The sequence below is a fragment of the Streptomyces sp. NPDC045678 genome (assembly GCF_056432085.1).
In genome coordinates this window covers 492,945-506,312 of record NZ_JBWKJS010000003.1, presented here as the reverse complement: position 1 = coordinate 506,312, position 13,368 = coordinate 492,945, and the positions used below count along the sequence as shown (strand labels likewise).

The following is a 13,368-nucleotide window of genomic DNA, read 5'->3' as shown; positions in this document are numbered from 1 at the left end:
GTCCACCAATTGGTCCCCGACGTGGGGCTACTGCTCGGTGAGCAGCCCGGAGCGCAGCTTGGCGAGGGTGCGCGTCAGCAGCCGCGAGACGTGCATCTGGGAGATCCCGAGCACCTCGCCGATCTGGGCCTGCGTCATCTCCTGGCCGAAGCGCATCTCGATGATGTGGCGCTCGCGCTCGTTCAGCTGCTCGATGAGCGGGGCCAGCGCGTGCAGGTCCTCGAAGAGGTCGAGGGCCGGGTCGTCCTCGCCGAGCACGTCGGCGTAGTCACGGCCCTGCGAGCCGTCGTCCTGGCTGACGGGGACGTCGATGGAGCCCGCCGTGTAGCCGTTGGCGGCGACGAGGCCGTCGTTGACCTCCTGCTCGGTGAGGTCGAGGTGGTCGGCGAGCTCACGGACGGTGGGCTCGCGGTCCAGCTCGGCGCCCAGCGCCTCCTTGGCCTTCGCGAGGTCGACGCGGAGTTCCTGGAGGCGGCGCGGGACGTGCACGGCCCAGGTGGTGTCGCGGAAGAACCGCTTGATCTCACCGGTGATGTACGGCAGCGCGAAGGTGCTGAACGCGACCTCGCGGGACAGGTCGAAGCGGTCGATGGCCTTGATCAGGCCGATCGTGCCGACCTGGACGATGTCGTCGACGTCGGTGCTGCCGCCGCGGAACCGGCCGGCCGCGAAGTGCACCAGCGACAGGTTCATCTCGATCAGGGTGTTGCGCGCGTACTGGTATTCGTGCGTGCCCTCTTCGAGGACCTGGAGCCTGTCGAAGAAGATCTTCGACAGATCCCGCGCGTCCTTGGGCGCGACGCTTCCCGCGTCCTCGACCCACGGCAGCTCGCTGCTGGACATCTCTTCCCAAGGAGCAACAGCCGGGCGTGCTTCCTCTTGTACAGATGCTGCAGTCAACTGTGTGGGTGTCCTCACGGGTTCACCTTCGCTCGGGGGCACGGGACGGATATCCATTGTCCCGCCTGCCCAGTCCTTCCAGGATTAAGCTCACCATGCGGATTCGGTGCAGGGGGAGTCGCCCTCGACGGGGCGGGGCAGGAGGCGCACATGGCGGAGATGTTCCTGCGGCGGCAGAGCCGGTGGCAGGCGGAGGGGCAGCGGGAGGCCGTCGCCGACCTTTATGTGGATGCGACCGGCGGGCCCGGCACCGGCGTCCGGCCGGACTTCCTGCGCCGCTTCGAACACGACGTACAGCAGACGGACTTCGACATGGTCGTGGCCCACGTCGCGGGCAACCTCGTCGGCTGTCTCTACGGCTACCGCGCCGAGCGGGGCGGCGAGTGGTGGGAGACGTTCCGCCACATCCTGTCCCCCGCCCTGACCGAACAGACCGCTTCGGGACGCGTGTTCCTGCTCAGCGAGGTGATGGTGGCGCCCGCGGAGCGCGGCTCGGACGTCGCGCACCGACTGCGGACGCTGCTCCTCACCCGGCACACGTCGGACGTCGTCGTCGCCGTCATCAGGCCGGACGACGACCAGGGGCGGGAGGTGCTGCAGTCGTGGGACTGGACGAAGCTGGGCGAGTTCGCGCCGCAGCGGGAGGGCTGGCTGCGCCCGCCGTCACCTCTGCCGTAGCGGTTGCCGGCCCTCGGGTCTGCTCGCCCGCAGGGAGTACATGAGGGGGATCCGGGGCCGGTCCACCGGGAAGCGGTAGGCGCCGTCGCGGAGTTCGAGCGCGCCGAAGCGCTCGAAGAGGGTCTGGTCGCGCTCGCGCAGGAACTCGATGCGCAGTCCGGCGGCGGCGAGCGCGGAGACGACGTCGCCGATCGGGTGCTGCCACTCGACGGTGCGGTTGTGGACGGTGGGGGTCGTCGTGTCCGCGTACCCGCCGGGTGTGTCGTCGACCCAGGCGTCGCGCGCGAAGTAGTCGTACTCGATGCGCGAACCCGTGGCGTCGTCCAGGACGTCGGTCAGCGGATGGAACTCGGAGAGGTACAGGAAGCCGCCGGGCGCGACCAGGGAGGCGGCGGTCTCGGCCCAGCGCTGGATGTCGGGGAGCCAGCCGAGGGCGCCCACGCCGGTGTAGACGATGTCGTACGAGGCGTCGGGCACCGCCTGCGCCGCGTCGTACACGTCGGCGGCGACGAAGGTGGCCCGCTCCGGGGCGAGGCCGAGCTCGGCGGCGAGCTCGCGGGCCGCCTCGACGGCGGGTTCGGAGAAGTCGAGCCCGACCACGCGGGACGCGCCGTGCCGCGCCCAGGACAGGGTGTCGAGGCCGATGTGGCACTGCAGGTGCAGCAGGGACTTTCCGCGTACGTCGCCGACCTCCGCGAGCTCGTGGTCGCGCAGCGGGTCCTTGCCGGCGCGGAAGGCGTCGAGGTCGTAATAGTCGCTGGCGAGGTGGAGAGGAACCCTCTCGTCCCAGCGTCTCCGGTTGGTCTCGCGCCAGTCGGCGGGCGTGCGGGAGTACATGGTCGAAAAGTTATCCACAGGCTGGGGAATCCCGCCAGCGGTTTGTCGGCGGGGACAGGCACTATGGGGGCATGAGCGAGACGGGTGCGACGAGCGGGCCGGGTGCCGAGAACGTCACGGGGGCGGAGACCTCCGTGCCGGAGAAGCCGGACATGCCGAAGACATCGGATATGCCGACGGCGCCGGATGAGCCAGACATGCCGGACTGGGAGAAGCGGTTCAGGGCGCCGCGGGTGTCCCTGCCGGACTGGGCGGAGGACGCTCCGGAGCGCTCCCTGTTCGTGTCCAACGCGACGGGGACGTACGAGCTGTACGCGTGGGACAGGGCGACCGGTGCCCAGCGCCAGGTGACGGAGCGGCCGAACGGCACGACGGACGGCGCGCTGTCGCCCGACGGCGAGTGGATCTGGTGGTTCGACGACACGGACGGCGACGAGTTCGGCATCTGGCGGCGCCAGCCGTTCGGAGGTGGCACCGACGAGCCCGCGGTGCAAGGCCTCGAGGCCTCCTATCCGGCGGGTCTCGCCCTGGGCAGGGACGGCGGGACGGTGGTCGTGGGCCGCTCGACGGACGACGAAGGATCGACGATCCATGTCGTACGCCCCGACAGCCCCGCCCCGGTCGAGGTGTACCGCCACCGGGAGTCGGCGGGCGTCGGCGACCTCTCGCACGACGGCACGCTGATCGCCGTCGAGCACACGGAGCACGGCGACGCGATGCACTCCGCCCTCCGGGTGATCAGGCCCGACGGCTCGACCGTCGCCGAACTGGACGACACCAAGGGCGGCACGGTCGAGCTGGGCCTCGAGGTCCTCGGCTTCGCCCCGGTCGACGGGGACACGCGCCTGCTCGTCGGGCATCAGCGGCGCGGCCGCTGGGAGCCGATGGTGTGGGACGTCGCGTCGGGCGATGAGAACGACCTGGTGCTCGGCCTGCCGGGCGACGTGAGCGCCGAGTGGTACCCGGACGGGTCCGCGCTCCTCGTCGCGCACGGCTTCGAGGCGCGCGGCGAACTGTTCCGGTACGACCTCGCCTCCGGCGAGCTGGTGCGCATCGAGACGCCCGCGGGCTCCGTCTCGGGCGCGACGGCCCGCCCCGACGGCTCGGTGGAGTACATGTGGTCGTCGGCGGCCGAGCCGCCGGTGGTCCGTTCCACGGCGGGCGGCGTGGTCCTCGACCCGCCCGGCATGAAGGCACCGAAGTCCGTCCCGGTGGAGGACGTGTGGGTGGAAGGACCCGGCGGCCGCATCCACGCCCTGGTGCAGCGCCCCGAGGGCTCCACCGGCCCCCTCCCCACCGTCTTCGAGGTGCACGGCGGCCCCACCTGGCACGACAGCGACTCCTTCGCGGCGGGCCCGGCGGCCTGGGTCGACCACGGGTACGCGGTCGTCCGCGTCAACTACCGCGGCTCCACGGGGTACGGCAGGGAGTGGACCGACGCCCTCAAGCACCGCGTCGGCCTCATCGAGCTCGAGGACATCGCGGCGGTCCGGGAGTGGGCGGTGACGTCCGGCCTCGCCGACCCCGACCGGCTCGTCCTCGCGGGCGGCTCCTGGGGCGGGTACCTCACCCTGCTCGGTCTCGGCACCCAGCCCGAGCACTGGGCGGTCGGCCTGGCGGCGGTGCCCGTCGCGGACTACGTGACGGCGTACCACGACGAGATGGAAGCGCTGAAGGCGATGGACCGCACGTTGCTCGGCGGCACGCCGGAGGAGGTGCCCGACCGGTTCCGCGCGTCGTCCCCGCTCACGTACGTGGACGACGTGAAGGCCCCCGTCTACATCTCCGCGGGCGTGAACGACCCGCGCTGCCCGATCCGCCAGATCGACAACTACGTGGACCGCCTCGTTGCGCGGGGCGCGACGCACGAGGTGTACCGGTATGACGCGGGGCACGGGTCACTGGTCGTGGACGAACGCATCAAACAAGTCGCCCTGGAACTGAACTTCACGTCCCGCCACCTGCCCTAGCGGAACGCTCCCTCGCCGCTTCGCGGCGGATCCATCCCACCCACCCACCCACCCGTTCACCCCGCACCGCAGGGTGGACGTAGGGCCCCCGCCCCTACCTGCACTGCTAGGTGCGGGGCAAACGGGCGGGTGGGTGGGTGTGATCCGCCGCGAAGCGGCGGGACAGGAACCCGAAACACGGCGACCGGCCAACGCGGGGCACCTACGTCCACCCTGCGGCGCGGGGCGGGAAGGCGGCGCGCCCCGTGGGGCGGTGAGACGTGGCGGACCCCAGGGGCAGGCGGACCGCAGGGGCCCCGTACCGTGGGGGTGTGTACCGGTTTCTGCTGACGCCCCGCTGGTGGGGGATCAACGTCTTCGTCGCGCTGGCCATCCCCTTCTGCATCTTCATGGGTTCCTGGCAGCTCGGCCGCTTCGAGGACCGCGTACAGGATCACGAGTCCGCCAAGGAGCAGGCGAAGGAACAGTCCGCGGAGGCGAACGGCGACGCCAAGGCCCGCCCCCTCCACGACCTCCTACCCGTCGACAAGGAAACCTCCGGCGAGCAGGCCACGGCAACCGGTCGTTACGGCAAGCAACTCCTCGTACCGGGTCGCGAGTTGGACGAGAAGCACGGGTTCTACGTGCTGACCCTGCTCCGTACGGATGACGGAAAGTCACTGCCCGTGGTCCGCGGCTGGCTGCCCGGCGACGCGAACGCCGCGAAGGCTCCGGCCGCCCCCAAGGGCGAGGTCACCGTGAAGGGGGCACTCCAGGCGTCGGAGAGCCCGGGTTCCAACGGGGTCAGCGCCGCCGGCGGCCTGCCCCGGGGCCAGCTGGGCGCGATCAGCTCGGCGTCGCTGGTCAACCTCGTACGCGACGACGTGTACGACGCGTGGATCACTCTCGACAAGGCCGACGCGGGCATGAAGGCGGTCCCGGCGACCGCGCCGAACAACACGGGCCTCGACCTGAAGGCGTTCCAGAACCTCGGCTACACCGGCGAGTGGTTCGTCTTCGCCGGCTTCGTCATCTTCATGTGGTTCCGGCTGTTCCGCCGCGAGGCGGAGTTCGCACGCGACGCACGACTCGGCCTGCTCCCGGAAACGGAGCCCACCGCGTCCACGGAGACGACCGAGACCACGAAGACCACCGAGACCACGGAGACGTCCGGGACCACAAGGACGTCCGAGACCACCGCACCGCCCGCCTAAGAAGCGGGCAGCACCCCGGTCCGGTACACCGTCCCGGCGCACGCGTTGGTGATCGTCGTCCCCGCCGACGGCGCCCCCGCCTCCGCGGTCAGGGACACCACGACGCTGCCGTCGGCCACGCCGCCGTCCGTCCGCCCCAGCTGCGGGTTCATCCCTTCGGGCGTCCCGCCCTCGGGCGTCCCGCCGCCGCCCTCGGAGGGCGTCGGGTTGGGCGTCGGCTCTCCGCTGTCCGCCGGACACTTGTCCGACGGCAGCCAGGCGAACTTCACCTCGTACGCCGCACCGGGCTGCAGCACGAGCGGGCTGGCCTCCTGCGACGGGTCGGGCAGTCCGGCCGCCGCGTCGCCCGCCGTGTGGTCGATCACGCCGACCTTCGCGGGGTCGGCCGCGCCCTGCGCCACCGCGCCGACGGCACCCGCCGCCTCGACGGTGCAGCTGGTGTCGGAGATGTTGGAGACACGGAAGGAGCCGTACACCGCACCGTTGGCATCGGCCGGGTTCGTGCTGCCCGTGGCACCGAGCTGAGTGGCGTCACAGGCGGGCGAGCTGGCGGCCTCGGAGGTGGAGGGGTCGGGCGATCCCGTACCGCCGCCGCCCGTGCCGCCCTTCCCCTTGCCGTCCTTCTTGCCCTTCTTGTCCTTCTTGTCCTTGCTCTTGGACTTGTCGGGCTTCGCTCCGGCGTCCTTCTCGCCGCCGTCGGGGCCCTTGCCCTGGCCGGAGCCGCCCTGCGCGTCCTGGCTGTTGCCCGCGATCGAGGTGCGGTCGTCCGAGTCGCCCTTGGAGCTGGTGACGTGCACGAGGGCGGGGACGGCGGTGCCGATGAAGAGCGCGGCGGCGGCGAGGCCGACGACGGCCTGACGCTTGCGGGCCCTGCGCGCGGGGACGGCCTTCCGCAGATGGTCGAGGGCGCTGTCGCCCGGCTCGATCTCCTGCACGGCCTGCCGCATCAGCCGCCGCAGCGCGAGCTCGTCGGAGCCGAGGTCGTCCTCGTAACCCTGCGCGCCTTCGGAGCCGCGCCCTCCCTCGGAGCCGCGCCCGGAGCCGCGCTCCCCCTCGGACCCGCCCCCGACCACGGCGCGAAGCCTGTCGAGACCGGCACCGGCACCGGCATCCACCCCCGGCTCCGCCCCCGACGTCGACCCGGGCTCCGCCACAGACTCAGGCTCCGCCCCGCGATCGGGCGCGGGATCGGAATCGGATTCGGGCTCGCCTACGGGACCGTGGTTCACGTCGTCGTTCCTGCCATGCCGCTCAAATCCGCCCTGCTCATCACGCTTGCGCTCACTCATGCCGGCGCCTCCATGGCGACCCGCAGGGCCGCGATGCCGCGCGAGCCGTACGCCTTCACGGAACCCAGCGATATGCCGAGCGTCTCGGCGACCTGCGCCTCGGTCATGTCGGCGAAGTAACGCAGCACGAGGACCTCGCGCTGGCGCCGCTGGAGGCCGCGCATGGCCTTGATCAGCTCGTCGCGCTCCAGCTGGTCGTACGCCCCCTCCTCCGCGCTCGCCATGTCGGGCATCGGCTTGGAAAGCAGCTTCAGCCCGAGGATGCGCCGGCGCAGCGCGGACCGCGAGAGGTTCACGACGGTCTGGCGCAGGTAGGCCAGCGTCTTCTCCGGGTCCCGCACCCGCTTGCGCGCCGAGTGCACCCGGATGAACGCCTCCTGCACGACGTCCTCGCAGGACGCCGTGTCGTCCAGGAGCAGCGCGGCGAGGCCGAGCAGCGACCTGTAGTGGGCGCGGTAGGTCTCGGTGAGATGGTCGACTGTTGTGCCCGCGGTCATCGTGTCGTCAGCGCCCTCGCGCTGCGCCGGGATGCGGGTTGGACGCGCCGCGGGCATGGGTGCGATCACCGGCATGCCACCGGTCGCGCGGGGACGACGAGTGGGGCGCAGTGTCGCCGCGCCTCTCGCCTGTACCGCTGTGAAGTCGAGTACCTCTGCCACGCTTGTTGGACACGCTTCCCCCCGTCAGGGTTGTACGCATCTGTCGTCGCGTTTGCGGCAGGTCGCGCGGGCACCGCTCGTGACGATGCATCAAATGCCCCCATGCGTACCAGCTCTTCCCCTATGCCCATTATTCCGGCGCTCGGGCCGCCCCTAAGGGCGACCGCTAAAGACGTCCCCCCGCCTGTCGCCGGTTGCAGTGATCAGATGCGAATCTTCGAACGTGGAGATGATCCAGTTCAAGGACGCACGACCACTGAGTTGGACACAGAACTTACACAGATCCCCCGTAGGGCTCGGCCCTGGGGTGGTATGTACCAATACCGATGAAGATGCGGAGATGGCCTCAGCCGGCCGTGAACTCCGCGGCCACCAACTCCGCGATCTGCGCGGTGTTCAGCGCGGCTCCCTTGCGCAGGTTGTCCCCGCACACGAAGAGCTCCAGTGCGGTGGGGTCGTCCAGCGACCGCCGGACCCGCCCCACCCAGGTCGGGTCGGTGCCCACGACGTCCGCGGGGGTGGGGAACTCCCCGGCGGCGGGGTTGTCGAAGAGCACGACGCCCGGCGCGGTCGCGAGGATCTCGCGCGCCCGGTCCACCGTCACCTCGTCCTCGAAGCGGGCGTGGACGGTGAGGGAGTGCGTGGTGACGACGGGGACGCGTACGCAGGTGGCGGCGACGCGGAGCCCGGGGAGCCCGAGGATCTTCCGCGACTCGTCCCGTACCTTCATCTCCTCCGACGACCAGCCGTCGTCCTTCAGGGACCCGGCCCACGGCACGACGTTCAGCGCCACGGGCTCGGGGAAGGGGCCGGTGTCGTCGCCGACTGCACGGCGTACGTCTCCGGGGCTGGTGCCGAGCTCGCTGCCCGCGACCAGCTTCAGCTGCCGCCGCAGCGTGTCCACGCCGTCGCGTCCGGCCCCGCTCACCGCTTGGTACGAGGAGACGATGAGCTCGCGCAGACCGAACTCGGCGTGCAGCGCGCCGACGGCGACGATCATCGAGAGCGTCGTGCAGTTCGGGTTGGCGACGATGCCGCGCGGCCGCACGCGCGCGGCGTGCGGGTTGACCTCGGGGACGACCAGCGGGACGTCCGGGTCCATCCGGAAGGCGGCGGAGTTGTCGACCACGACGACGCCCTTGGCGGCGGCGACGGGCGCCCACTGCGCGGACACCTCGTCGGGTACGTCGAACATGGCGACGTCGACCCCGTCGAAGGCGTCCTCGGTGAGGGCGACGACCTCGACCTCCTCCCCGCGCACGGTCAGCTTCCTGCCGGCCGAGCGCGGAGAGGCGACGAGTCGGATCTCGCCCCAGATGTCGGCGTGCTGCGACAGGATCTGGAGCATGACGGTGCCGACGGCCCCGGTCGCTCCGACGACCGCGAGCGTCGGCTTACGGCTCATCGGCCGGTGCCTCCATAAACCACGGCCTCGTCCGTGTCGGAGTCGAGCCCGAAGGCGGTGTGCACGGCACGGACGGCCTCGGTCACGTCGTCGGCGCGCGTGACGACCGAGATGCGGATCTCGGAGGTCGAGATGAGCTCGATGTTCACGCCGGCGTCGCTGAGCGCCTCGAAGAAGGTCGCGGTGACACCGGGATTGGTCTTCATCCCTGCGCCCACGAGCGAGATCTTCGCGATCTGGTCGTCGTAGCGGAGCGAGTCGAAGCCGATGGCCGCGCGGGTCTTCTCCAGGGCGTCGATGGCCTTGCGGCCCTCGGCCTTGGGAAGGGTGAAGGAGATGTCGGTGAGTCCGGTGGACGCGGCCGACACGTTCTGCACGACCATGTCGATGTTGACCTCGGCGTCCGCGATGGCGCGGAAGATCGAGGCGGCCTCGCCCGGCTTGTCGGGCACGCCGACGACCGTGATCTTGGCCTCGGAGGTGTCGTGCGCGACACCGGAGATGATGGCCTGCTCCACCTTGCGGTCCCCTTGCGGTTCGTTGCTGACCCATGTGCCCTGAAGCCCCGAGAACGAGGACCGCACGTGGATCGGGATGTTGTAACGGCGGGCGTACTCCACACAGCGGTGGAGGAGCACCTTGGAGCCGGAGCTCGCGAGCTCCAGCATGTCCTCGAACGAGATCCAGTCGATCTTCCGGGCCTTCTTCACCACACGCGGGTCGGCGGTGAAGACGCCGTCCACGTCCGTGTAGATCTCGCAGACCTCGGCGTCGAGAGCGGCGGCGAGAGCGACAGCCGTCGTGTCCGAGCCACCGCGCCCGAGGGTCGTGATGTTCTTCCCCTCCTGGCTGACGCCCTGGAACCCGGCGACGATGGCGATGTTGCCCTCGTCGACGGAGGTCCGGATGCGGCCCGGGGTGACATCGATGATCCGCGCTTTGTTGTGGACGGAGTCGGTGATGACGCCGGCCTGGCTGCCCGTGAACGACTGGGCCTCGTGGCCCAGGTTTTTGATCGCCATGGCCAGCAGGGCCATCGAGATCCGCTCACCAGCGGTCAGCAGCATGTCGAATTCGCGCCCGGCAGGGATCGGTGAAACCTGCCCGGCAAGATCGATCAACTCATCCGTCGTGTCACCCATGGCGGACACCACGACAACGACCTGATGGCCGTTCTTCTTGGCGTCGACAATCCTCTTGGCGACCCGCTTGATGCCTTCGGCATCGGCTACGGAGGAGCCTCCGTACTTCTGCACGACAAGGCTCACGTGCGCTCCTCGCTCAGTCCGTCTCTTACCGCACTACTGCGGTCGGCTCAGTCTAACGAGCGGCCGAAATTCGCCAGGCCGATATCACATCGTGAGATGTCCCGCTCACGAGTTGATCATCCGGGCATACGTTCCCGCTTCTCGGGGCGTACGTTCCGACCGCTCGGCTTGGCACATGCCCGGTTCGGAGCGGGGCACTCCGGAAAGTGGGGTGGGTCACAGCTTCTGACGGTGCCTGGCCGGGGGCCTCAGGCGGTGTAGTCCTTGAGCTTGGCCGTGTCCAGGGTGAACCCGACGGGGTCGGGGAGCTCAACGGCGTCGCCGAACGCCCGCCGGACGAGGCTGCGGTACCTCCCGTCCTTCGGATCCGCGTACACCCGAACCTCGCCCGCGTCCCGGTCGACGAGGAGGTACACCGGAATGCCGGAGGCGGCATACCCGTCGGGCTTCTCGACACGGTCGCGCCGGTCGGCGTCCTGGTCGTAGGAGGTAACCTCCAATGCCATCAGCACGCCGGCCGGCTCGGCCCACTGCCCCTGGCCCACGAAGTTCTCATCCGGCGCGAGCACGCCATCCGGGCGGGCCCGGCCGTTCCGGTAGCCCTCGACCTTGAGGCCCTGCTCGGGGAACAGGGACAGCTCTGGGCGCTGCTGCATGCAGAGCTTGATCAGCCACATGACGATCTGGCCGTGAGAACCATCCGGCACCGGCTTGACCTGGACCTTTCCATTGATGAACTCCAACCGCACCGTCTCGGGCGCACGGCTGGCCAGCTCCTCGAATTCCTCGACGGACATCTGGGGCCGGTCGGTGGTCCTGGGGGTCATGGCGTCGCCTCCTTGACTCCATGGTGCCCGGACCGGCACGTCCTGCACGCTCATACGCCGCCCCGCCCCGTCGGCAGCCCGGCGGCCCGGCGCAGCTCCGCCACCTTCTCGGTGACGTCCACGACGGAGTCGTGCCCCGCGTCGCCTCCTGCGGGGCGCGGGCGCGGCGGCCTCGCGAGGAACGTGTCCGGGACGTATCCCGACCGCTCCTCCGGCGGGCAGCACTCCGTGCAGATTCCGTTGATCAGCTCGACGGACGTGTCGGGCTCCTCGCAGAACGGGCAGATCATGACGGCTCGCGTGACGCGGCCACGTGCCTTGGCGGGGGCCCGGCGCTTGGGGGGCATCTTGTTCTCCAGTCGGGTACGGGCGAGTCCGCCCGGGTTGGTGACGGTGGGCGGCAGCGCGTCGGTGAGGGCGCGGGTGATGTCCTGCGGCGTCGCGCCACGCTCCAGCCACTCCGCCGCTCGGGGCTCCAGCTGTCTGCACTCCCCCTCGGACAGGGCCATGCGGCGGTCGGCGGTGCGGAGTTGGGCGAGGGTGTGGTGGGCGGTGCTCGGCTCGTCGGCGGGCGGCGGGGCCTGATCCTGCTCCGGCTCGGTCGCCCTGGCCAGCCCCGACTGGTAGGCGTCCGTGACGTCCCGCCCGTGCCGGGCCCGTACGAACTCGGCCCACCACGCCGGGGACTTGGGCTCCCTGGACCAGTACGTCCTGGTCACCCACCGCATCGAGTTGTCCTCGACGGTGATGTGTTCCTTGACCCAGCGCAGGTGACCGGCCTCGGTGAGGCGCCGCAGGGAGGTGCGGGTGGCCTGCTGGCCGTAGCGGGGGTGTTCGGCGGCGATGACCTTGTGGCCCATCGCGGCACCGTCGGGGAGGTGATCGACAAACGTCGCGAACTCGGCGTCGCGGGGAGCCAAGTGTGCGAAGTCGGGCTCGGTGTCCGGTTTCGCGTCACCCGCGAGGCGTTTCCCGTACCCCGATTTGGCCATCGGGTGGGACGGGGAGGGGAGGGCGGCATTAAGGTTGGCGCAAGCCACGGTCGACCTCTGATCGATCGTAGGACTAGGCCTCGGAGCCGGTGTTGGCGCACCGACCGAGGCCGTTCTATTGCCGCGAACCTAGAGCGGCTTTACGTTCCGACGCAAGCTGACTACGGAAAGTCACCCTTGAGGGTGACGGAACCCGCAACTCCCCTTTTGGTCAGGTTGGTTGGGTTCATTTCATCGGTGAACCAGACCCAGGAAAGAGCTCGGGTCCCGGGGCTCAAGCCCCGGGCTGAACTGCGGTGATGAAGGTGGCCCAGGCGGGGCCGGAGACGGTGAGTTCGGGGCTCGCGGGGTCTTTCGAGTCCCGGACGTGGACGGCCACGGTCATGCCCGTGCCCGAACCCCGGGCGACTTCGAGGCAGTTGGCTCCCTCGTCGTCGCTGTAGCTCGACTTGAACCAGTCGAGGGCGACCTCCACACAGTTGTCGCCCTCGTCGTCGCTGTAGCTCGACTTGGACCACGTCAGCCGGTCACTCACAGCGCGTCCACCATCCGCTCGATGAACCGGGCCGACTCGACGGGATCCAATGCGACAGTGCGAATCATGCTGAACCTCTCAATGTGTGCGCTGACCACCGGGGGATCAGTAGTCAGCTGGCTGATGGACTGGCCGGTCGAGTAGGCGAACCGCTCATGGTCAGGTGTCTCCAGCAACACCATCGGGTCGATGAGCGCCGTTGAGATGGCCCGGTCGTACGGCAGCACTTGCAGCTCGATGTTGGGCAACTCCGCCGCTTCCAGCAACCGCAGGAGTTGCCCCTTGTGTACGTCCGGTCCACCGAACGGACAACGCAACACAGCCTCGTACAGCACGAAGCCGAAGGACGAGAGCGGTCGACGCGTCAGGAGCCTTTGCCGCTCCTCGCGCGCCGCGATCCGCTCCCGAGCCGTGCGCTCATCGAGTGGCGGGCGTCGGTTGCCGATCAGGAAGCGCATGTACTCGGGAGTCTGCAACAGGCCGGGTACGAGCGCCAGTTCGTACGACCAGTGGGCGATGGCCTCGCGCTCACGTTCCATGAAGTCCTGGGCTCGGGGCGGGAACTTCTCCGCCCTGACGTAGTCCTTACCCGCGCTCAGCAGCCCATCCGCCCCACACATCCCGTCGGCCACGTCCAGCACCCGGGCGGTCGGCATCCTGACGCCCTGCTCCATGGCCTTGATGGTGTCCGGCGCGTAATGGGAGGCGGCACCCAGCTCCTCACGCGTGACGTTCGCCTTCATGCGCCACCGCTTCAACTGGTTCCCGCTGTACCGCCAGGTCGGGTTGTACTGCACGGACACAGTGACCACCTC

General features: G+C 69.9%; 13 protein-coding genes. 3 read left to right on the top strand and 10 right to left on the bottom strand.

Features of this window, described 5'->3' with window-relative positions:
- Nucleotides 1-27: 27 nt before the first annotated feature.
- Nucleotides 28-843 carry an RNA polymerase sigma factor SigF gene (locus AC07DO_RS13260; RefSeq protein WP_479059268.1) on the bottom strand — a complete coding sequence of 272 codons (816 nt, stop codon included), beginning with the start codon at nt 841-843 and terminating at the stop codon, nt 28-30.
- Nucleotides 844-1,050: 207 nt separating this feature from the next.
- Between AC07DO_RS13260 and AC07DO_RS13255 the strand changes: the two genes are divergently transcribed.
- Nucleotides 1,051-1,578 carry a GNAT family N-acetyltransferase gene (locus AC07DO_RS13255; protein ID WP_479059266.1) on the top strand — a complete coding sequence of 176 codons (528 nt, stop codon included), beginning with the start codon at nt 1,051-1,053 and terminating at the stop codon, nt 1,576-1,578.
- Here the strand turns inward: AC07DO_RS13255 and AC07DO_RS13250 are convergent.
- Entirely contained in the window at nt 1,564-2,415 is an 852-nt protein-coding gene (locus tag AC07DO_RS13250) for a class I SAM-dependent methyltransferase (RefSeq protein ID WP_479059265.1), read from the bottom strand. The two genes, AC07DO_RS13255 and AC07DO_RS13250, sit on opposite strands and share 15 nt — an antisense overlap.
- Nucleotides 2,416-2,567: 152 nt before the next feature.
- Here AC07DO_RS13250 and AC07DO_RS13245 point away from each other — a divergent pair, with 152 nt between their 5' ends.
- Together AC07DO_RS13245 and AC07DO_RS13240 are read left to right on the top strand one after the other, a co-directional pair.
- A complete protein-coding gene (locus AC07DO_RS13245; RefSeq protein ID WP_479059729.1) occupies nt 2,568-4,385 on the top strand; it encodes a S9 family peptidase in 1,818 nt (605 codons plus the stop codon).
- Nucleotides 4,386-4,696: 311 nt separating this feature from the next.
- Entirely contained in the window at nt 4,697-5,578 is an 882-nt protein-coding gene (locus AC07DO_RS13240; protein WP_479059263.1) for an SURF1 family protein, read from the top strand.
- Here the strand turns inward: AC07DO_RS13240 and AC07DO_RS13235 are convergent.
- The 8 genes from AC07DO_RS13235 to AC07DO_RS13200 form a co-directional block, all read right to left on the bottom strand.
- Nucleotides 5,575-6,732 (bottom strand): hypothetical protein, encoded by a 1,158-nt coding sequence (locus tag AC07DO_RS13235; RefSeq protein WP_479059262.1) that lies wholly within the window; start codon nt 6,730-6,732, stop codon nt 5,575-5,577. The two genes, AC07DO_RS13240 and AC07DO_RS13235, sit on opposite strands and share 4 nt — an antisense overlap.
- A gap of 131 nt (nt 6,733-6,863) precedes the next feature.
- Nucleotides 6,864-7,526, bottom strand: a complete 663-nt coding sequence (locus tag AC07DO_RS13230) for a SigE family RNA polymerase sigma factor (RefSeq protein WP_079075189.1) — start codon at nt 7,524-7,526, stop codon at nt 6,864-6,866.
- A 346-nt stretch (nt 7,527-7,872) separates the two neighbouring features.
- Nucleotides 7,873-8,931, bottom strand: coding sequence for an aspartate-semialdehyde dehydrogenase (locus AC07DO_RS13225; protein ID WP_479059260.1), 1,059 nt, complete (start codon nt 8,929-8,931; stop codon nt 7,873-7,875).
- Nucleotides 8,928-10,199, bottom strand: a complete 1,272-nt coding sequence (locus AC07DO_RS13220) for an aspartate kinase (RefSeq protein WP_055569707.1) — start codon at nt 10,197-10,199, stop codon at nt 8,928-8,930. The genes AC07DO_RS13225 and AC07DO_RS13220 overlap by 4 nt, the downstream gene beginning before the upstream one ends.
- A gap of 248 nt (nt 10,200-10,447) precedes the next feature.
- Nucleotides 10,448-11,026 carry a Uma2 family endonuclease gene (locus AC07DO_RS13215; protein ID WP_479059258.1) on the bottom strand — a complete coding sequence of 193 codons (579 nt, stop codon included), beginning with the start codon at nt 11,024-11,026 and terminating at the stop codon, nt 10,448-10,450.
- A gap of 50 nt (nt 11,027-11,076) precedes the next feature.
- Nucleotides 11,077-12,018, bottom strand: a complete 942-nt coding sequence (locus tag AC07DO_RS13210) for a hypothetical protein (RefSeq protein WP_479059256.1) — start codon at nt 12,016-12,018, stop codon at nt 11,077-11,079.
- Nucleotides 12,019-12,292: 274 nt separating this feature from the next.
- On the bottom strand, nt 12,293-12,553 hold the full coding sequence (locus tag AC07DO_RS13205; RefSeq protein ID WP_479059255.1) for a DUF397 domain-containing protein: 261 nt from the start codon (nt 12,551-12,553) through the stop codon (nt 12,293-12,295).
- Nucleotides 12,550-13,356 (bottom strand): helix-turn-helix domain-containing protein, encoded by an 807-nt coding sequence (locus AC07DO_RS13200; protein ID WP_479059253.1) that lies wholly within the window; start codon nt 13,354-13,356, stop codon nt 12,550-12,552. The genes AC07DO_RS13205 and AC07DO_RS13200 overlap by 4 nt, the downstream gene beginning before the upstream one ends.
- Between the last annotated feature and the right edge of the window lie 12 nt (nt 13,357-13,368).

Excerpts from the sequence above, each read along its gene's own strand:
- AC07DO_RS13260 (WP_479059268.1), bottom strand. The coding sequence starts at position 843 with ATGTCCAGCAGCGAGCTGCCGTGGGTCGAGGACGCGGGAAGCGTCGCG.
- AC07DO_RS13255 (WP_479059266.1), top strand. The coding sequence starts at position 1,051 with ATGGCGGAGATGTTCCTGCGGCGGCAGAGCCGGTGGCAGGCGGAGGGG.
- AC07DO_RS13250 (WP_479059265.1), bottom strand. The coding sequence starts at position 2,415 with ATGTACTCCCGCACGCCCGCCGACTGGCGCGAGACCAACCGGAGACGC.
- AC07DO_RS13245 (WP_479059729.1), top strand. The coding sequence starts at position 2,568 with ATGCCGAAGACATCGGATATGCCGACGGCGCCGGATGAGCCAGACATG.
- AC07DO_RS13225 (WP_479059260.1), bottom strand. The coding sequence starts at position 8,931 with ATGAGCCGTAAGCCGACGCTCGCGGTCGTCGGAGCGACCGGGGCCGTC.
- AC07DO_RS13215 (WP_479059258.1), bottom strand. The coding sequence starts at position 11,026 with ATGACCCCCAGGACCACCGACCGGCCCCAGATGTCCGTCGAGGAATTC.
- AC07DO_RS13210 (WP_479059256.1), bottom strand. The coding sequence starts at position 12,018 with ATGGCCAAATCGGGGTACGGGAAACGCCTCGCGGGTGACGCGAAACCG.